The 16,736-nt window shown below is 35.6% G+C and carries 29 protein-coding genes and 1 pseudogene; 10 read left to right on the top strand and 20 right to left on the bottom strand.

What is annotated here, in order from left to right:
• Window positions 1-139: 139 nt before the first annotated feature.
• From MKY26_RS03010 to MKY26_RS02935, 16 genes and pseudogenes are all read right to left on the bottom strand, one after another.
• Window positions 140-529: a YopX family protein gene (locus MKY26_RS03010; RefSeq protein ID WP_341092053.1), complete on the bottom strand. Its 390-nt coding sequence runs from the start codon at window positions 527-529 to the stop codon at window positions 140-142.
• A 37-nt stretch (window positions 530-566) separates the two neighbouring features.
• Complete coding sequence (locus MKY26_RS03005; protein ID WP_322910559.1) at window positions 567-749, bottom strand: hypothetical protein; 183 nt, start codon at window positions 747-749, stop codon at window positions 567-569.
• 5 nt (window positions 750-754) lie between these two features.
• Window positions 755-1,126 (bottom strand): annotated as a pseudogene (locus tag MKY26_RS03000) (DUF1064 domain-containing protein); the annotation flags it as partial.
• Window positions 1,126-1,614: a dUTP diphosphatase gene (locus tag MKY26_RS02995; protein WP_322910560.1), complete on the bottom strand. Its 489-nt coding sequence runs from the start codon at window positions 1,612-1,614 to the stop codon at window positions 1,126-1,128. The pseudogene MKY26_RS03000 and the gene MKY26_RS02995, both read right to left, overlap by 1 nt.
• Complete coding sequence (locus MKY26_RS02990; RefSeq protein WP_322910561.1) at window positions 1,614-1,826, bottom strand: hypothetical protein; 213 nt, start codon at window positions 1,824-1,826, stop codon at window positions 1,614-1,616. Before MKY26_RS02990 ends, MKY26_RS02995 begins: the two co-directional genes overlap by 1 nt.
• Before the next feature lie 90 nt (window positions 1,827-1,916).
• Window positions 1,917-2,159, bottom strand: a complete 243-nt coding sequence (locus tag MKY26_RS02985; RefSeq protein WP_322910562.1) for a hypothetical protein — start codon at window positions 2,157-2,159, stop codon at window positions 1,917-1,919.
• A complete protein-coding gene (locus tag MKY26_RS02980; protein ID WP_341092051.1) occupies window positions 2,149-2,382 on the bottom strand; it encodes a hypothetical protein in 234 nt (77 codons plus the stop codon). The genes MKY26_RS02985 and MKY26_RS02980 overlap by 11 nt, the downstream gene beginning before the upstream one ends.
• Window positions 2,383-2,619: 237 nt before the next feature.
• Entirely contained in the window at window positions 2,620-2,817 is a 198-nt protein-coding gene (locus MKY26_RS02975; protein ID WP_322910564.1) for a hypothetical protein, read from the bottom strand.
• 4 nt (window positions 2,818-2,821) lie between these two features.
• Window positions 2,822-3,733, bottom strand: a complete 912-nt coding sequence (locus MKY26_RS02970; RefSeq protein ID WP_341092048.1) for a DnaD domain-containing protein — start codon at window positions 3,731-3,733, stop codon at window positions 2,822-2,824.
• A 168-nt stretch (window positions 3,734-3,901) separates the two neighbouring features.
• Window positions 3,902-4,717, bottom strand: coding sequence for a recombinase RecT (locus tag MKY26_RS02965; protein WP_341092046.1), 816 nt, complete (start codon window positions 4,715-4,717; stop codon window positions 3,902-3,904).
• Window positions 4,718-4,719: 2 nt separating this feature from the next.
• Window positions 4,720-5,664 (bottom strand): YqaJ viral recombinase family nuclease, encoded by a 945-nt coding sequence (locus tag MKY26_RS02960; RefSeq protein WP_341092044.1) that lies wholly within the window; start codon window positions 5,662-5,664, stop codon window positions 4,720-4,722.
• A 94-nt stretch (window positions 5,665-5,758) separates the two neighbouring features.
• Window positions 5,759-5,962 carry a YqaI family protein gene (locus MKY26_RS02955; protein WP_341092042.1) on the bottom strand — a complete coding sequence of 68 codons (204 nt, stop codon included), beginning with the start codon at window positions 5,960-5,962 and terminating at the stop codon, window positions 5,759-5,761.
• Window positions 5,963-6,365: 403 nt separating this feature from the next.
• Window positions 6,366-6,611 carry a helix-turn-helix domain-containing protein gene (locus MKY26_RS02950; protein WP_341092041.1) on the bottom strand — a complete coding sequence of 82 codons (246 nt, stop codon included), beginning with the start codon at window positions 6,609-6,611 and terminating at the stop codon, window positions 6,366-6,368.
• A 191-nt stretch (window positions 6,612-6,802) separates the two neighbouring features.
• Window positions 6,803-7,615 (bottom strand): phage antirepressor KilAC domain-containing protein, encoded by an 813-nt coding sequence (locus MKY26_RS02945; protein ID WP_341092039.1) that lies wholly within the window; start codon window positions 7,613-7,615, stop codon window positions 6,803-6,805.
• Window positions 7,616-7,804, bottom strand: a complete 189-nt coding sequence (locus MKY26_RS02940; RefSeq protein WP_341050532.1) for a helix-turn-helix domain-containing protein — start codon at window positions 7,802-7,804, stop codon at window positions 7,616-7,618.
• Window positions 7,801-7,965, bottom strand: coding sequence for a hypothetical protein (locus tag MKY26_RS02935; RefSeq protein ID WP_341092037.1), 165 nt, complete (start codon window positions 7,963-7,965; stop codon window positions 7,801-7,803). Before MKY26_RS02935 ends, MKY26_RS02940 begins: the two co-directional genes overlap by 4 nt.
• Window positions 7,966-8,026: 61 nt before the next feature.
• Between MKY26_RS02935 and MKY26_RS02930 the strand changes: the two genes are divergently transcribed.
• Entirely contained in the window at window positions 8,027-8,155 is a 129-nt protein-coding gene (locus MKY26_RS02930; protein ID WP_341092034.1) for a hypothetical protein, read from the top strand.
• Here MKY26_RS02930 and MKY26_RS02925 read toward each other — a convergent pair.
• Both MKY26_RS02925 and MKY26_RS02920 read right to left on the bottom strand, forming a co-directional pair.
• A complete protein-coding gene (locus MKY26_RS02925) occupies window positions 8,142-8,345 on the bottom strand; it encodes a hypothetical protein (RefSeq protein WP_341092031.1) in 204 nt (67 codons plus the stop codon). The genes MKY26_RS02930 and MKY26_RS02925 overlap by 14 nt on opposite strands.
• Window positions 8,346-8,358: 13 nt before the next feature.
• Complete coding sequence (locus MKY26_RS02920; protein WP_341092028.1) at window positions 8,359-8,607, bottom strand: helix-turn-helix transcriptional regulator; 249 nt, start codon at window positions 8,605-8,607, stop codon at window positions 8,359-8,361.
• Window positions 8,608-8,771: 164 nt separating this feature from the next.
• Here MKY26_RS02920 and MKY26_RS02915 point away from each other — a divergent pair, with 164 nt between their 5' ends.
• The 6 genes from MKY26_RS02915 (at window position 8,772) to MKY26_RS02890 (ending at window position 13,604) form a co-directional block, all read left to right on the top strand.
• Entirely contained in the window at window positions 8,772-9,191 is a 420-nt protein-coding gene (locus MKY26_RS02915) for a helix-turn-helix domain-containing protein (protein ID WP_341092025.1), read from the top strand.
• Between the two features lie 97 nt (window positions 9,192-9,288).
• On the top strand, window positions 9,289-9,642 hold the full coding sequence (locus MKY26_RS02910; protein ID WP_341092021.1) for an ImmA/IrrE family metallo-endopeptidase: 354 nt from the start codon (window positions 9,289-9,291) through the stop codon (window positions 9,640-9,642).
• Between the two features lie 72 nt (window positions 9,643-9,714).
• Complete coding sequence (locus tag MKY26_RS02905; protein ID WP_341092017.1) at window positions 9,715-10,608, top strand: hypothetical protein; 894 nt, start codon at window positions 9,715-9,717, stop codon at window positions 10,606-10,608.
• Window positions 10,609-10,678: 70 nt separating this feature from the next.
• Window positions 10,679-11,845: a tyrosine-type recombinase/integrase gene (locus tag MKY26_RS02900; RefSeq protein ID WP_341092015.1), complete on the top strand. Its 1,167-nt coding sequence runs from the start codon at window positions 10,679-10,681 to the stop codon at window positions 11,843-11,845.
• A 510-nt stretch (window positions 11,846-12,355) separates the two neighbouring features.
• Window positions 12,356-12,655, top strand: coding sequence for a hypothetical protein (locus tag MKY26_RS02895; protein WP_095369726.1), 300 nt, complete (start codon window positions 12,356-12,358; stop codon window positions 12,653-12,655).
• A 397-nt stretch (window positions 12,656-13,052) separates the two neighbouring features.
• The gene (locus tag MKY26_RS02890) at window positions 13,053-13,604 is read left to right on the top strand and encodes a DUF3231 family protein (RefSeq protein WP_307314720.1); all 552 of its coding nucleotides are present in this window, start codon (window positions 13,053-13,055) and stop codon (window positions 13,602-13,604) included.
• A gap of 134 nt (window positions 13,605-13,738) precedes the next feature.
• On the opposite strand, the gene MKY26_RS23365 is transcribed toward MKY26_RS02890, so the two are convergent.
• Window positions 13,739-13,885: a YopX family protein gene (locus tag MKY26_RS23365; protein ID WP_445293118.1), complete on the bottom strand. Its 147-nt coding sequence runs from the start codon at window positions 13,883-13,885 to the stop codon at window positions 13,739-13,741.
• 194 nt (window positions 13,886-14,079) lie between these two features.
• On the opposite strand from MKY26_RS23365, the gene MKY26_RS02885 reads away from it, so the two are divergent.
• A complete protein-coding gene (locus tag MKY26_RS02885) occupies window positions 14,080-14,274 on the top strand; it encodes a hypothetical protein (protein ID WP_095369728.1) in 195 nt (64 codons plus the stop codon).
• Window positions 14,275-14,342: 68 nt separating this feature from the next.
• Window positions 14,343-14,507 carry a hypothetical protein gene (locus MKY26_RS02880; RefSeq protein ID WP_180316979.1) on the top strand — a complete coding sequence of 55 codons (165 nt, stop codon included), beginning with the start codon at window positions 14,343-14,345 and terminating at the stop codon, window positions 14,505-14,507.
• 74 nt (window positions 14,508-14,581) lie between these two features.
• On the opposite strand, the gene MKY26_RS02875 is transcribed toward MKY26_RS02880, so the two are convergent.
• Entirely contained in the window at window positions 14,582-14,776 is a 195-nt protein-coding gene (locus tag MKY26_RS02875; protein ID WP_095369729.1) for a hypothetical protein, read from the bottom strand.
• A gap of 228 nt (window positions 14,777-15,004) precedes the next feature.
• Between MKY26_RS02875 and MKY26_RS02870 the strand changes: the two genes are divergently transcribed.
• Window positions 15,005-16,735, top strand: a complete 1,731-nt coding sequence (locus tag MKY26_RS02870; RefSeq protein WP_095369730.1) for a B12-binding domain-containing radical SAM protein — start codon at window positions 15,005-15,007, stop codon at window positions 16,733-16,735.
• The last annotated feature ends 1 nt before the right edge of the window (window position 16,736 follow it).

The following is a 16,736-nucleotide window of genomic DNA, read 5'->3' as shown; positions in this document are numbered from 1 at the left end:
AACTGTTTTTTCTTAATTAATTCAAAAGGTGATTAAAACACCCAATCATTAAACCGAAATTCACATAGTATATAATGGATACGATGGATTTCTCTTTTTTTATCATTTCTTCGAAGAGCCACTGCCTGGGCTCTTCTTTTTATTTTTCTTGATTGATTAACTCTGGATTTTCGTAAATGTTGCCGATGATTTCAAACTCTTCGTCATTTACCAATGCATTATATAAATCGTAATGTCCTCTTTCAGTTATAACTATCCATGCTCCACATGAGAAACTTACTTCTCCCTGTAAAATGTTATCCTCTGTATGTCCGCCAGTACGCAATGAATCGAAATCATTTAATTCGACTTCATCCCCCTCATATATCTCCTTGCCGTTCTTGTCTTTTAAGCCTGTGTATTGCATGAAATCCAAAAACACATTGTTGTTGATATCATCAACACCATTTTCTTCAAACCAATACATATTATTGATGTATTCCATTTCTTTTCTTGATTTATCCCAAGCACGAAACTTTATCTCACGCACGGTCATCCCTCCAAATTTTAGTGAACATAATACAAAATCAGTAATCTAAGCCTTTCACCTCATAAGCCCCGGCACTGGGGAAAATAACCCCATGCCGTTTGCTATATGGATTTTCATTTCTAATCTGCTGCTTCGATATGCCTTCCTCGTAGATGACAACAACCTGGAGCTTTTCTCGATCAAGACTAACTGCATTCGTTTCTACGATTCTTCTAGTCATTAACTTACCTCCACGAATCCCCTATCTCGGTCATATTTTAGTAATTTAATAGAATCCATGTATTGACGCTCGAACAGTTTTCTTTTTATTGAAAATTCTTTGGTGACTGTTCCTTTTATATCAATGATCTCGATTGTCCCGTCTAATTTTTCTACTTCAAAATCCGCAACATATTCAATCTTTCTGTAAGTCCTTCCGTTCTTTTTAAAACCCTCTTGAAGAAGGTATCTCGGTTGCAACTTAAACCCTTTTATCTGTTTAGCTTGCAGCAACCATTTTAATTGGCCGTAATACATTGCTTCTGCTTTGCTATCAAACTTATGTCCATCGACAACTTGTTTGTGGTTGCCGTACTTGTTGTATTTTCTTGCCCCCATTAATAACCCTCACTTTGCCTCTCGTGGTTAATGACATCTTTCACATAGAATGCTTCTTCGATTTGTTCAAAGGAGAAGCCAATCATTTCACCAAGACCGATATATTCGGAGAGTAGTTCGATAAAGGTAATTGAACTCTTCGTCTTATCCAACTTAGATACGAGAGCGAAGATGTATCTGAACTGGGTTGCTAATGGTCGCTTCTTATCTGCTCCAGACAACAAGTAGATCATGACAAAGTCTTCAAAGAATATTTCGTGACCGATATCCAGAATGAAATGAAGTCCATCAGCATATTCGATTAATGCGTCTTGTAGGTTGTTCTCTTTGTGTGCCCAAAACTTGAATACTTTCGGAAGTTCATTCGCACATTCCCCTAGCTCCACTTGAAGAGCCAGAGTAAGTTCTCCAAAACGATCATCACCTTTATAATCAATCCTGTTTCTAAATACCTTCTGTGCCTCGTACATTGCGATTAAATCTAGCATTAACCTTCCACCCTTCTTAATTTAGCCATCCAAACTGACGAATAATTATGTCCAGCAAATACATGACGATTGTAGCTATCACAATCAAATGTCTTACCTTGCTTTGAGAACTCAGTTAGAGGAAAAATGATTTCGCATCCTCTTTTCACATGGTCCTGAATAGCCTTTTCAGCTTCATATTTCCTTGCACGACGAATGATTATATCTTGCATAGGTTAACCCTCCTATTAATCTCATTAAGAGCTTCTAGGGCTAATTCTGTGTGTCGTGATATGTAATATAGCTGCCCTAGAGTCGCTTTTCTAAAATCCAAGGGTAAGTCCCCCATTTCTTTTGAAGACCATATCCTCTTTTGCTAAATGGATGAGAGCTAATAACACTTCGTCTGGATCTCTATTAAAACTACTAGCAATCAACCTAACGTCTTTTCCAACTTTCCACTGACGAGCGACTTCTTCTAGCTCCAACTCATCCCATAAAAAATCCAAATCCTCTAAAACAATGATTCTCTTTTGTCTTTGTTTTGTTGCGTTTTTAAGAACCATTACGCTCACCTGCTTCAAAATACTTCTCACCGATTGCCTTGCGAATCCGATCCAAGGTTTTCGGTCCTATACCTGGCGTTTTTTCTAACTCAAGAAATTTTACGCGGAAAAATGATGTTGTCTTAGCAATGCCTTTTAATTCGCCCATATCCTCACCTAACGCAAAGCCCTCAGTTCTGCCTTGTTCATAAGCTTTCTGAATAACGGGGTTACGTTTCTTCATGACGACATGTACTTCTCTGCATAGCATTTTCTACATGGTCCTTCGACAAAGTATCCATTAGGCTTTTTGCATTCCGGGCAAATCTTAGCGAAGGTATGCCATTGTTGGCCGCACTTTGTGTCATCACATTCCATTAACACCAATTTGCCTGATGGAGCGAGTAGATATCCTTTTGTCTTACATCGCGGACAATTTAAAACTGGTTTTACATTTTGAATGGTCATTTCATATTCCTCCTTAGAACCAAGCGTTACTGCTTGTCTCTGAATCTATTTCTCTGAATGAAGCTATTGTTTTTTCGTATCTAAGGGCTTCGTAATCAAGTTGCTCCAATGGCACTCCTTCACGACTAGTCGTAATATTCATTGCGTTAAGTTCTTCGATGTAACCTTTACGCATCAAATCTTTGTTTTTAAAAGCCTGCATTTTCGCCATTCCTTCAACTCCCCGAATTTTTTCGTAACTCCATCAAGCGCTCAAATTCGCTCATTTGTTCACCATCATTGACTGCTGGTTGATCGCTAGGCTTCGGTTTAGATTGTTGCGCATCTTCCTCAAACCAATCAGGCAGCATTTCTGTACGTATAACGCCTTTGCCTTTACGGGCGAACGGCTTAACTTTGTTTTTATTGAATTTCTCACGCTCATGTGCTCGAACTCTATCAATCTCCATTAGATTGTGACTATGCCATTCTTTAAGGATGAAATTCACAAAGTTAAAGTTCTTCTTGTTTTTATCATCAGCTAGTTTAATAGCTGCATTGACAATTTCTTGGTTGCCTTTAAAATCATCAATCCACTGATTAAGAGATTGCATTTGTAATGGTGATAATCGGCAAAGTGAATCTTCGAACAACTTGATGGGATGGTCTGTTGTTGTAGTAGTATTTTTTTCTTTAACATTATTATCTTTATTAACATTCTTATTATTGTCCCGTTGCTGTCCCATAGCTGTCTCATTGCTGTCCCACTTCTGACCCATTGATTGATTCTTATAGTGTTCAAAACCTTGATATTTAGCATAGTTCACGACTGTGAAGAGTGTCCCATACTCGGTTGATTTGGTCGTTATTCGGCCTTCATTTTCAAGTGATTTGATCTTCCTTCTCAAAGTCTCTAAAGGAGGCTTTTTTAGAGCATTTCCTCTACCTTCCTTATAAGCCAAATCATCTTGCAAATTTCTCAAAGACCTCAAATATTGACCTCTTTCAATTTTGATTCCAGCATGTTCTATTCCATCCTGGGAAAAGATCGCTTTCCCAAGGATGTAAAAGAAAACCCTAAACTTAAGAACATCAGACCAAATTTCGTTTTCGAATATCTCCCTACTCACCTGGAAAGCGCCTTTCATTTCAACTACTCCTTTTACCTATTAATCTCGCAAATTGCGAATCGCTTAGTTATCCGTTTTACGGTATAATCCGGGTACTTCTGCATATAATTTAGTACAAGCATTTTCAACTGTTCTTTGTCCTGTGCCTGCTCGAAAATCCAAGCAGGCAGGACTACATTTGTTTGGTTATTCATTTACATCAAACTCAATATCTATATCTGCACTAGGTTTCTCTTCTGACGGTACAGCATCGATAATATCTGGTTGATCTACTTCTTCGGTGATATCCTTCATTTCTGGTACCTGCTCGTCTTTTGAAACGGCTGTCTGCATTTCAACGGACAAGATACCCCATTTAGAAAGCATGTTTCTTAAGACGGTTTTCTCAGCCATCGCATCAAAATCTTTTTTCCATCCAAAATCACTTTTAGAGAATTTCTTTTTATGGGCTTCAATTTCTCCTCTAGTCCAATAGACTGTTTTCTCAAACCCATTAATCAACTTGAAATAACCGCAATAACCAATTACTTTGTCACTTGTTGCTCCATCGAGATTAAGCTCTAATTCTTCAGTAAGACGATTCCACTTAACTAGCTCTCCTTCTCTTACCTCGATAACGTTAATTCCTTTATATTGACCTGTACGGAGGGCTAACTGGATATAACCCTTATAACCAAGTTGAAATTGAGCTTTTCCACTGTACGGAACTATCCAGGCATATCCTAGGTTTTTATCAACCGGTAAATCTAAAGTTGCTGCAACCATTGCCGAGGTAACTACTGTCATCGGATCAGTTTTTTGTAAATAAGAGTCTCCGTTGTATAGGTTCAACAAAGATGACATAAACTGCGGAGCCTTTTTATCAAGAACATCTTCGAATTTCTTTTTCATTGTTGGTGCGTTTAACAGCCCTTTAAGCCCTAGTGCTTGAGGAGCAACCTTTTGAGGGGCTGTATCCTGTTTGCTAGCAATTTGGTTTTTTAATGCTGCATTCGTTGCCATAATTAATTCAACTCCTTAATGCCAAAACGGCGTGATGTAGATGGTTTGATTACTTCTTTGTAGATATCTGGAAACTTTTCTTTTAATGCTTTTGTATCCACACGATTAGAGACAACATTTTTCCAAGTGATGATATGGGTATCTACAAGCCCTACCTCTGCATCTTTCAACTCAGCTTTGATCTTGTTCTCAATATCTTTCTTGGCTGTTTGAATGAGCTTTTCATCGTTCTTTATTTGCTCATAGCTGAGAAGCATTTCCTTATAATTAGAAGGTAAAACAATCTCTTTCCCTTCTTCTGCTTTGTTGTATTTCTCTTTAAGGTATTGTTCAGCTGCACTTGAACCATCTAATTCTGGCGGAACAAAGCCAAGTACGTGTTTTTCCCAGAAGTTAACCTCTGCATCAATAATCATCTGAATTAATTCATCGTCTCGCTCGATCTCTTTCCAGGTGAAGTGATTTCCACCGATCAGAACTGCGATATATGCTTTCTCTTTACCAGTTACAGCTAGATAATGCTGCACTTGAACGAGATACGCAGCAGGGATTTCGTCTCCCTCCCATTCAGCTTTTAAATACGCACTAGCAGTCTTGCACTCAAGAAGAGCAGACTCTTTCATGACTTCGCGGTCAATATTGGCTTTGATAAAGTGATAATCTGGATGAGAGAACATGTAGTTGCGCCGGCGTACCTTTTTCTCAGTTCGCTTCTCAAATTCCTTAGCAACCACTTTCTCCATTTCATTGCCCCAGTATGCTGCTTCGCTACTAATTTCAGTCAGTTCGACTTGACCTGTTTTTTCTAACCACAGCTCAAAAGCTGTTTTGTATTTGTTTAGTCCAAGGATAATACTTGCATCACTACCGCCAATTCCTTTGGAACGTTCTTGTAACCACTCAAAACGGCTCATATCTTTTGTTGATATTGCATTGCTAACTGCCATTTGATATCCTCCCTTTACCGTTATCAAAGCTTTGTGCTAAAATAACTTTAAATATTGTTTAACCATCGGCTCCTGTTGCTCGCAGGAGTCTTTTTTATGCACTTTTGAACTCAAAGCCAAGTACCTCGCATAAATACCGTTGAAGATTGCCCTCCAAGATAATCTCACCGTCATATTCAACGATTTCATCACCTTCGAGAATCTCTTCTCCAAAGTAATCAATCCCAGCATGTTCTGGCTGTGCAACCAAATTCGGATAGCCTGTCCTTCGTAACTGCGTAACCTCAGGATGCTCCATCAATCAACCCTCCTTTGGATTTGTGAATTTGACACACCAGTCAATTTTCACGCCATCCTCTTGGAGTCTCTTAATCAATGCTTCAAGCGTGATTTTCTTACTCAAATGGCTCACTCCTTTCTGTTCTGTTATCAAAGATCATGGCGCTTTATTCGCACCGTGCAGAGCCAAAGTAAGGGGATGGGGTGGTTAATAGATATACTTTGACCCTGCACGGTGGGAACAAAAGTTCTTGTTTCCACACCGTATGAATGATATAATTAAGTTGGTTATTTCATATGAGTCGTTGAGTAGTGAGCCTGCCAGTTCACTGCTCATTTTTTTTGCTTGTAAAATCTCCTATCATTAGCCCTAGAAAGAATGCGATTGAAGTAAACACAATCATTAAAATTGCCGTATCCATCTATATAGCTCTCCTTTCAACCTCTATATTTTCCGTATCATTTCCTCCACTAAGAATGGCGATTAATGTATCTGGAGGGGTATTCGTAACCTGCCCCCATCTAATGGCATCTGATATTTTTAACTCCATTTTGTTGTTTTCAATTTTCGAAATACTACTACGAGGCATATGCATGCGTTCTGCCAATTCTTCTTGAGACAATCCTCTAATCTGGCGATATCGCTTTAAAAGTGAACCATATTGCAAGAAGATCACCTCCCTCCAAATGTTCGAAATTAGAACATTTTGTTCTAAAATGTGTACAGAAAATTTGAGAGAGTTGAAATATAATAGATTGTGAAGGAACACATCCGGTTTTTGCCTGGCAGCTTCGCCGGATGGTTTCTGACTCAAGAAATTTTTCGAGGCGGTATGTAGCGATGAATGGTTGGCCCCATTCATCGTTTACTACCACTAACTAACTTAAGCTGTTTATCTACTTGGATATCCATTACTGGATAAATCTCTTTTGCTTTTAGAATGTTGTAGATGAAAAGCCGCCCTTTTTGTGTCCATTGCGTATTCATGACTACTTTTGTCGTTCCATCACTTCTCAGCACATCAGTAGTTTTGGACTTTGTGTAACCTTCTGATTTGTACTTGGTGTATAAAATCCACTGGCCATTGATCTTGTACTGGATACCTGATTCATGAAGAATCTTATTGAACTTCTGAGCTGACATTCCGTAATCAGCAGCAATTTGAGTGATCGTGACGGAATCTGTAGACGAAAGAATTTGATCTAAGTAAGTAATTTTGGGTTCGTATTCCGCAACACGTTGACCTAGCATAAGATTTTCAGTGTGCAGTTGCTCTCTCTCCTCTTCTTTTTCGATGAGCATGAGGAGTGCTTCTTTGTATGTAGATGGGAGCTTGAATGGTTGTTTAAGTTGCTGCTCCATCTTTTCGAATTGAGTTACGTAAGTTGCAGTGAAGAGCACACCTTTTTCACCAGTCATTTTATTGGCTACCATGTCGCAACCTTTTCGGGTAAGTAAGTAGCAATCGTAGGTTTTGTTGTTTCCGTTAGTTTTGTAAGTGCTTGGGATAAAGAAATTCTGAGAATCCAATTTTGGATTTTCATCTAGGATTTTTTTGTAGACCTGGATATCTCTCATAAGGTGTGCGTGACTTTTACCAGTCATATCAGCAACTTCACGACTATCGACTAATAACTGGCCGTTTTGGTTAATAATTTGTAAATTTTTCATTTACATTGCCTCCAAACTTTTTTGTTCTTGTTCTCGCATCCAAGCATCAAGTGTTTCGACCCTAAATAGGATTCTTGCACGAGCTTTGATATGAGGAATTTGTTTTTGTCGTACCATCGTGTAAAGAGTGTCTATATGGATACCAATAATTTCAGCTGCTTCTTGCGCAGTAATTGTTTTGCGGTTCAACCTTTCTTCACTCCATTCGGTTCAGTATTTTCTAACAATGAAACTACTTCTAAAAGCTTTGATAAAACCAGATCATTGGATTCATCATTCTCGATGTGTAAGGCTGCTAGAAGGATGTTGTACTTGATTTCAGCCCAAATTACTTTGTTTGTAAGGTTCATGGTGCCCCTCCTTATTCCATGCTCCTTTAATCGATTTCAATAATTGAAAGGAGGTGGTGGAATGGTTAATAAAAAGCAAACTTCAAAGTCAATTGCTAAAAAAGCAAGCAAAATCCTTAAAGATAACCGATATAGCAAAACTTCAAAAAGCGTAGCAGCAAGTGCCTTATCACAAACTAAGAAGAAATAACTGTAAAGTTAGAATCCTTTAACTCCAGAGAAACGATCATTGTTGAATTAATATAAATTGTGAATGTGTCAGTTTTCACGCCAATGAAGTCATCTGGCACATTCTCGTTTATCCAAGAAGGAACTTCTTTGAATAACTCGACTTGTTCATATTGATCTCCGGTTACTAGGACTAGTCGCTTAACTTTCAAATTGACCCTCCTTTTAGGCAGTGTGTTTACCCAATTTTTCGTTGGGTTCTTGATTAAAAAAAATATCATCAGGACTGCTATCAAACAAGGAAGCAATAGATAAAGCAATCTTCAGTGTTGGGGTTCTTACTCCTTGCTCTATCATTCCATAATAGGACTCTGTTATGGAAATAGAATATTTTTCTTCCAACATAGTAACTACATCACGTTGGGTAAGATTCAATTCTTTTCTTTTAGAGGATAACTTTAATCTTCGTTTCATTTTTTCACCTCACAACTTTTCGTTGTCTTTATATTAACCCAACAAAAAGTTGTAGTCAATACTTTAACTCAATTTTTTGTTGTTTTTGTTGTTTTCATGTTTAATAGCCCAACTAATAGTTGTATAATCATTACCATAATATGTTGTTTAGAAGGGGAAATAGCATGAGTCTTTTATCAGAAAGATTACGCGAACTTAGAAAAAAAAATAAACTTACTCAGAAACAATTAGGCGAGTTCTTAGATATCAGCGAAAGTGGATACGGATATTATGAACAAGGTCGTAATGAACCTTCATTAGAGACAATAAAAAAATTAGCTAAGAAATATGACGTTACAGTTTCATATTTAACAGGCGAGGAGAAACACGAATTTAATACTAAAGAAGAAAAAGATATAGCTAAACAAATGGAAAAGATTCGTCAAGACTTGGAATCACAAGAAGGGTTGAGTTTTTACGGTGAACCATTAAGTGAGGAAGCTATGGAGTCTTTGATGGAGTCAATGGAACACATGGTTAAGCAAACAAAAAGAATTAACAGGAAATACATACCTAAAAAGTATAGAGATAGAGAGAACGATTAGGATGTAGGGGGTCATTCCAATTTCTTGGATCAAGACAGAAGCAGAGGATTTAATACAAAAATATGAAACTAACAATCCATACACATTAGCTGAACACTTGAAAATCAAAATTATTGAGTGGGATTATCCAGACGAGATTATGGGCGTTTATAAATATCATAAGCGAAATAAGTTTATCTACCTTAATTCGAATATAGCCCACCCCAAGAAAAAATTCGTATGCGGACATGAAGTTGGTCATTCAATAGTTCATCCAAGAGTTAATACAATGTTTCTTAAATCAAAAACGTTTTACTCCAAAGATAAACTAGAGAGAGAAGCAAACTTATTTTCACTTTCTCTCCTTCTTCACGGTTGTGATTTTTCGGAATACACAGATATAAATCATGTTTGTATGGAGTATGGCATACCTATTGAACTATCAGACATGGTAAAAAAATTTACTAGATGAATAGGTAAAAAGATGCGTGAGAATTGTAATTCAATTTTCTTTTTATTGGAATAACTGAAAGGTGGAGCTAAAATGGGATTGTTCTCAAATTTCAAAAAAGAATTATCAGCGATAAATCAGCAATTTAAGGAAGATATTAAAAAAACTAATGAGCAATTCAAAGAAGATATTAAAATGGGCAAAAAGCAACTTGAGGAAGATATTAACTCAAATAATCAATTTAAAGAAGGATTTAAGAAAACTAATGAGCAATTCAAGGAAGATATTAAAAAGAAAAATAACCAATTTAAAGAAGAATTAAAAACAAATAATGAGCAACTTAAGGAAGAGTTTAAAACAAATAATGAGCAACTTAAAGAAGAGTTTAAAACGGTTAAAACTCAAATTTCTTCGGATATAAATGAAATGAAACGACAAATCAAAGAACGTGAAAAGGAAGCACGTATTCCTAAAGTGAAAATTGAGACTATTAATGGTGATCAAGAACTGGGTTATGATTCTTATACCATGGAAATGATACAGGCCGACACTGGTAAAGTGCGTTTTAAAGTAAAGAAAGAAATTAAGGATGATATATTTAATCTAATAAAAATTGATAGAACAGAAAACATCCAAAAAAGTGCACTAGATGTAGCTGGATGGACTTTTGCTGGTAGCATGCTTTGGGGAAATGCAGGGGCTTTAGCTGGCGGACTTGCATCACAGAAAGGTAAAGACAAATCAACAGCTGCACTTTTCCTTGTAAATGAAGATACTCAAAAGAAAATAATGCTAATTATCAAATGTGATAGCAAAATCCTAGAAAAACTATCTCAATTTACTCTTACGCAAGAAGAAGATCAACAGTCTCAACCACAGACCACGGATAAGTATATGCAATTAGAAAGAATTTCACAGTTGAAAACTAAAGGAATCTTAACCCAAGAGGAATTCCAGAAGGAAAAAGAAAAGATTTTAAATAGTTAACTACTCTGTTCAAAAGGCAGAGTTTCTTTTCAACCAAAAAGCGAACATATATTCTTAAGGAGGTTTTAAAATGGCAAACGTCGAGGATCGTGGAAACGGAAGCTATCGATTGACTGTAATCATCGGTTACAACGATAAGGGCATCCCCATAAGAGAAAGAAAAACAATTAAAGCAAAAAATATGAAAGCAGCAAAAAAAGAGCTTACCGTTTTTGAAGCAGAAATACTAACCGGGAAATACTTTAAAGCAGAAGATAAGCTAACATTGAAATCGTTTATCCCTCAGTGGTTAGACAAACATGCTAAAGATACATTATCACCTGATACACTTCAAAATTACATTAGTATCTTAGAAAAGAGAATATTACCTAAGTATGGCCACTTCAAATTAGAAGAAATCAAAACAATCCATATTGTAAACTTCATTAATGATCTAAAAAAAGATGGCCAAAGGTTAGATGGTAAAGAAGGCAAACTTTCAGCCTCGTCCATTCTAAATTGCTATAAGGCATTTAATAATGTTTTATCCTGTGCAAAAAGATGGAAATTAATAAATGAAAATCCTGCAATTGGCGCTAAACCACCCAATGGTAAATCTAAAAAGTCCGAAGTGTACTCAAAAGAAGAACTTGCTCAATTAATTGATTTACTGAAAGATGAAAACTTATTTTGGAGAACGCTAATTATGCTTGCTGTTACAACGGGAGCTCGAGAAGGTGAAATCGCTGCTCTGGAATGGAAACATATAGACTTTGAAAAAAACACAATTCGCATCGAACAAGCAATAACCGAAGTTTTAGGTCAAGGAGTCACTATAAAAGGTACAAAAACCGGTAAAGACAGAACCGTGACTGTACCTGATGGAGTCATGCTTTTATTAGATAAGTTCTATCACCAACGAAAAAAAGAAAAATTCAAAGTTGGCGATATGCTGGAATGGGAAGATCACTTCTTTGTATTTGCAAATGTATTTAATAAACCTATTCGCCCCGATAGTATTGGGCAATGGTGGAGACGTTTTACATCCAAAAATAAATTCAAGCATATACGTTTCCACGACCTACGCCATACCTCAGCAACAATTCTCATAAATGAAGGTGTTCATGCGAAAGTAATTAGTGAAAGATTAGGACATGCGGATATATCAACTACTATGAACATATATGGACATGTATTAGAAGAAGCTGATAAAACTGCTGCTAATCACTTTGACCAATTATTCAAGAAAAAAGCTTAGGGGTCCGTTTGGGGTCGAAATGGGGTCGAAACCGATAATTTTGTTCCATTTTTCATCCTTTTATATCCTACACACATCCAAAAAACGTTGATTTAATAAGTATCTTTCTAACTTCTCTCCTACCATTCATATTAAGTAAGACCGCCTCCTAAGCTGTAGGTCGTAGGTTCGATTCCTATCTGGGACGCTAATTATAAAAGGTCGATAACCCTTGGTATTAAAGGGGGTTATCGACCTTTTATTTTTAATTTCCATTTCTTATATTCCAGTAAAAAATAATAGTTAGGGTCGGAATGAATTTTTTAATATTTTTATTCAAAAAATGTCCCTTCCTACTTACTTATTTATATGTAAACCTAGCTTAGCTCAATCAATCGATTATTTGTTTAATATACAGTGGTCATTAATATCATTTTTACTTCTCTAGGTTTTAAATCCAAGCTTTCACATTTGATTAACATAAGATACAAAGTCAGCTGGCAATTAGATTTGAAAGGAAGTTTGATATTTATGGCTATAACTGTTCCTGTTCCAGGTTTAGGTGATGTTATTGTTCTTACCTCAGGTGGTGAAACTGCTGAATCAAGCTGTACATTTCCAGGTTCTGGAGCACCTGCACTAAAAGAATATCAAGTAGAGCAAGGTCAACTTTATATCATTGGGTGTAATAGTTTCCCATTAGGTGGAGGTACTGTTGCTTATATTTTAGATGCCCAAGATATTAATATACCAGATTTAATCAATGCAATATTAGGACTTGCTATTGTTCAGGATAGCGGCGGAAAGGTAAATAGATTCACTGCCATTTAATTTTTGATCCAGAGGGGTACAAGCCCTCTGGATTTACCCCAGCTACCTTTTGTTAATTTACGGCATCACCTAATCAACTCAACTTAATCCATGTTAGCAAACTTTTCTATTGGTAGCATTTCCTAACGATGCATTGCTATTTTTTCATATCTGAAAGCATTTTGTTAGAATCAGCATGTTTTTATGGGTTCTCCGACTTAATGAAAACGAATAAGATCCTCCTACGTTTTTATGTTCGAGTACTATATATTGCTAATAAGTCCTCTCTGATCAATTGAGCGCAACTTTAGTTTATTTATTTCATGGTACATTTTCTTATATTCTCATTACACACATAGTTATTTAACTTTTGGAGATAATTTAGATTAAATAACTAAAGATTACGGAGGGATGATCATTGCCTAACGCTTTTCAAGCAGTTATAAATTACATAAAATCAACATCGATAGAAGATGATCCTAAACAGAATCCACATATAGGAGAAGCCATGGGGTGTTGGTTGTACTACACTTCAATTGCTGAAGAAATTCCTGCATTAGAAACTTGTTTAAATACAACTACTGATAAAGAGTTATTAGATTTATTAACTGAATCGAAAAGATTAGCTGAACACCAAAAAAGAACCTTAGAAAATTTTATGATAAATGAAGGTATCCCTCTTTCAAATACAGCTCAATCGAAGCCTAACTCTGATCCGAATAACATTCCATTAGGTGTTAAATCTACAAATGATGAAATTGCAAATTTAATTAGTATTAAAATCGCTTCAAATATCATGATGTGTTCAACTAACATGACTCAATCAATTAGAAATGATATTGGACTTATGTGGGCTAGATTTTATGCAGAAAAAATGATATTTAGTATGAATCTTAAAAACACAATGCACAAAAGAGGCTGGCTAAAAATCCCCCCTTACTTTCATCCTCCCGGAGCACCTAGACCCTGATCTTGGTGCTCATTTTGATAAAAGAATTCTTTAGATGTATGTACCCCTTTGTTTGCAATAATCTCTAAAGTTCTTTCTTTATATTCCTTTGTTCATTTAATTCAAGCAAATTCAGCAGTTGAAAGAATGCTTCATCAAAATTTAATACCATAAAAATGTTCTTGGTCAGTAACTATAATGACATCCACTTCATAAATCTCCTTGCCGTTATTGTCTTTTATTCCTATATAAACAGACTGTTTATTTAAATTTAATAAAAACACTGCGATTAATTTGGTCATCTAAATAAATTTGCGACTAAAAATCTTCTTAATAAACACTACTATTTTAATCGGCACTATCCACTTCATAAATTTCTAATTATGTATCAAATTTCCTTTCAATTACCTTATTTTATCATTTCACAAAAAACACAAAATAGATTATCATTACATTATCACATATTAGTACCAGGTATAAAAGGAGTAAAACGTTTATGATGTTTCCAACAATTGTAAGTAAACAAGATAATGTAGTTCATATTGTTAAAAATCAAAAAAAGACGGAATGTGGTTTTACTTATCACCACTTTACAATAGTTAATCGTTCAGATTTAAGGCGGATAAAGTTTATTAGTAAAGATTCCATCACTTGTGCCATGTGCTTACAACATTACCTTAACCAAAAATAATTAATTCTTTCATTTATGAATGGTGCCAAATTAACTAGTGCAACCTAATTAACATGGAGGTGCCTTTAATGAGTGATATTGAAAAATCTCGAAAAATTGGCCAAAAACAATATGAAATGGATCCAATGGATCAAGGTTTAAACCTTTTCTCCATGATGATCAATCAGGCTACTGGAATTGATAAAGGAAATGATGGGATTATTGAAGAAGAAAAAAACAATCGTAAAGAATAAAAAAATGGCTATAGATATTATACTTTTGATGAGTATATGTCTATAGCCATTTTTTTATATTATTTATAACAATACTACCCATGTATTGATGCTCTCCTTGTGCGTGAGGTGACCTTCTGTTTCTTCAAGAAAAAGATGAGCTTTTCTTGATGATGCATGGACTTCGAAAATAGTCGGTGAAACAACCACTCAGGTATATCACCTTCTAAAAAGTAATTTATACCAACAAACCAAAAGCGGTGCCACTGTATAATCGCTGCGATTAACATCTTATCACTCCTCCTTTGATAGGTTAATCATACCTTACCAATTTAAAGACAATATGAAGTCAATGTTAAAACTTATTAATTTTTGACTTTAGGATTTTAATAAAAATTATGATAAAATAAAATGTATTGCCTAGAAAACTGTCAAATGAAAACGTTAGTCAAAGATAAGAAGCTGTTAGGTATTTATGCCTCGACCGCTTTTCTTAATGCATATAAAAGGAGAAGAAAATGAAAGTCATTGCGTCAACATTAAACGCTAAATATATTCATACTAACCTTGCCATACGGTATTTAAAAGCATTTGCTGAGCCTGATTTCAACGTTGAACTAGCTGAATATACAATTAAAGACCCAGTTATGAATATTGTTACTGATTTAATTAATAAGCAACCAGATGTCATAGGTTTCAGTTGTTATATATGGAATATTGAAGAAACAATTAAAGTCATTCGTATGATCAAAAAAATAAATGCGGAAGTAATAATTATACTTGGTGGACCAGAAGTGACCTATGATGTCCCTGAATGGTTAGAGAATGTTTCAGAGATTGATTTTATCGCTGTAGGTGAAGGTGAAGAAACTTTTAAACAGCTACTTCATCAAATAGATGGTGAAAAGGATTGGCGCAAAGTGAACGGCATTGCTTATCTTGAAGATGGCAAATTGCATGTTAATCCACAAAACAACAAACTTAACCTTCGTGAACTCCCCTCTCCTTTTCGATTTGAAGAGGATAAGAGGGAACTTGGCAAAAGGGTTACATATATTGAAACGAGTAGGGGCTGCCCTTTTAGTTGTCAATTCTGTCTTTCTTCCATTGAAGTTGGTGTTCGATATTTTGATCGTGAAAAGGTGAAAGAAGATATTCGTTATTTAATGCGAAACGGTGCGAAAACGATTAAATTTGTGGATCGAACATTTAATATTAGTCGCAGTTACGCGTTAGAAATGTTTCAATTTCTTATTGATGAACATATGCCTGGCGTGGTTTTTCAATTCGAAATTACAGCTGATATTATGAGGCCAGAAGTCATTCAATTTCTAAACGATCACGCACCTGCTGGTTTATTCCGGTTTGAAATTGGCGTACAATCAACTAATGATTATACGAATGAATTAGTGAAGCGAAAACAAAACTTTCAGAAGTTGACTCGAACAGTGACAATGGTAAAAGAAGGTGGCAAGATTGATCAGCATCTTGATTTAATTGCTGGTTTGCCTGAGGAGGATTATGCATCATTCAAGAAGACCTTCAATGATGTTTTTGCTCTGCGTCCAGAAGAATTACAACTAGGATTTTTAAAAATGTTGAGGGGTACAGGGTTAAGACAAAGTGCTGCCAATCACCAATATATTTATATGGATCAATCACCTTATGAAATCCTTGGAAACAATGTATTATCATTCCAAGATATTATCCGAATCAAACAAGTAGAAGATGTATTAGAAAAATATTGGAATGACCATCGGATGGATCATACGATTGAATACTTAGTTACAAACATTTTCCCTACCCCTTTTGATTTTTTCCAAGAGTTCGGAAGTTATTGGGAAGGGAAAGGCTGGTCAAGAATTGGCCACCAATTAGAAGATTTATTCCATCGATTATTTTCTTTCTTAGAGGATACAAAAGTGAAAAATTTAGAGGTCATAGAAGGCTTAATGAAATATGATTACCTATCTAATCAAAAATATAAACCTAGAAAACCTTGGTGGCCATCCTCAATTGATAAAAAAGAACGATCTTTGCTTTATCAACATTTTCTGAAAGATCCAAGTTCCGTCAGCAAAGACTTTGCTCAATTACATTTAAACGAAAAAGAACTATATAAGCATTCCATTGTAGAGAAGCTTCCATTTAATCTTGAGAAATATATTCAGACCGGTTTCATTGAAATGGATGAATCTGTGATGGTTGTATATTATGCCAAAGAACAGGCAGCTGTGTTTGCATCATAGA

The organism is Cytobacillus sp. FSL R7-0680 (genome assembly GCF_038009245.1).
GTDB classification, from domain to species: domain Bacteria; phylum Bacillota; class Bacilli; order Bacillales; family Cytobacillaceae; genus Cytobacillus; species Cytobacillus kochii.
This window is presented reverse-complemented; position numbering and strand designations above follow the sequence as displayed.

Excerpts from the sequence above, each read along its gene's own strand:
- MKY26_RS02935 (WP_341092037.1), bottom strand. The coding sequence starts at position 7,965 with ATGAACCTTACAAACAAAGTAATTTGGGCTGAAATCAAGTACAACATC.
- MKY26_RS02955 (WP_341092042.1), bottom strand. The coding sequence starts at position 5,962 with ATGGAGCATCCTGAGGTTACGCAGTTACGAAGGACAGGCTATCCGAAT.
- MKY26_RS02975 (WP_322910564.1), bottom strand. The coding sequence starts at position 2,817 with ATGGCGAAAATGCAGGCTTTTAAAAACAAAGATTTGATGCGTAAAGGT.
- MKY26_RS02990 (WP_322910561.1), bottom strand. The coding sequence starts at position 1,826 with ATGCAAGATATAATCATTCGTCGTGCAAGGAAATATGAAGCTGAAAAG.
- MKY26_RS23365 (WP_445293118.1), bottom strand. The coding sequence starts at position 13,885 with ATGACCAAATTAATCGCAGTGTTTTTATTAAATTTAAATAAACAGTCT.
- MKY26_RS02985 (WP_322910562.1), bottom strand. The coding sequence starts at position 2,159 with ATGGTTCTTAAAAACGCAACAAAACAAAGACAAAAGAGAATCATTGTT.
- MKY26_RS02965 (WP_341092046.1), bottom strand. The coding sequence starts at position 4,717 with ATGGCAACGAATGCAGCATTAAAAAACCAAATTGCTAGCAAACAGGAT.
- MKY26_RS03005 (WP_322910559.1), bottom strand. The coding sequence starts at position 749 with ATGACTAGAAGAATCGTAGAAACGAATGCAGTTAGTCTTGATCGAGAA.
- MKY26_RS02960 (WP_341092044.1), bottom strand. The coding sequence starts at position 5,664 with ATGGCAGTTAGCAATGCAATATCAACAAAAGATATGAGCCGTTTTGAG.
- MKY26_RS02920 (WP_341092028.1), bottom strand. The coding sequence starts at position 8,607 with ATGAAACGAAGATTAAAGTTATCCTCTAAAAGAAAAGAATTGAATCTT.
- MKY26_RS02900 (WP_341092015.1), top strand. The coding sequence starts at position 10,679 with ATGGCAAACGTCGAGGATCGTGGAAACGGAAGCTATCGATTGACTGTA.
- MKY26_RS02970 (WP_341092048.1), bottom strand. The coding sequence starts at position 3,733 with ATGAAAGGCGCTTTCCAGGTGAGTAGGGAGATATTCGAAAACGAAATT.
- MKY26_RS02895 (WP_095369726.1), top strand. The coding sequence starts at position 12,356 with ATGGCTATAACTGTTCCTGTTCCAGGTTTAGGTGATGTTATTGTTCTT.
- MKY26_RS02875 (WP_095369729.1), bottom strand. The coding sequence starts at position 14,776 with ATGTTAATCGCAGCGATTATACAGTGGCACCGCTTTTGGTTTGTTGGT.
- MKY26_RS02885 (WP_095369728.1), top strand. The coding sequence starts at position 14,080 with ATGATGTTTCCAACAATTGTAAGTAAACAAGATAATGTAGTTCATATT.
- MKY26_RS02995 (WP_322910560.1), bottom strand. The coding sequence starts at position 1,614 with ATGCTAGATTTAATCGCAATGTACGAGGCACAGAAGGTATTTAGAAAC.
- MKY26_RS02930 (WP_341092034.1), top strand. The coding sequence starts at position 8,027 with ATGGTTAATAAAAAGCAAACTTCAAAGTCAATTGCTAAAAAAGCAAGC.
- MKY26_RS02905 (WP_341092017.1), top strand. The coding sequence starts at position 9,715 with ATGGGATTGTTCTCAAATTTCAAAAAAGAATTATCAGCGATAAATCAG.
- MKY26_RS02915 (WP_341092025.1), top strand. The coding sequence starts at position 8,772 with ATGAGTCTTTTATCAGAAAGATTACGCGAACTTAGAAAAAAAAATAAA.
- MKY26_RS02980 (WP_341092051.1), bottom strand. The coding sequence starts at position 2,382 with ATGAAGAAACGTAACCCCGTTATTCAGAAAGCTTATGAACAAGGCAGA.
- MKY26_RS02945 (WP_341092039.1), bottom strand. The coding sequence starts at position 7,615 with ATGAAAAATTTACAAATTATTAACCAAAACGGCCAGTTATTAGTCGAT.
- MKY26_RS02870 (WP_095369730.1), top strand. The coding sequence starts at position 15,005 with ATGAAAGTCATTGCGTCAACATTAAACGCTAAATATATTCATACTAAC.
- MKY26_RS02880 (WP_180316979.1), top strand. The coding sequence starts at position 14,343 with ATGAGTGATATTGAAAAATCTCGAAAAATTGGCCAAAAACAATATGAA.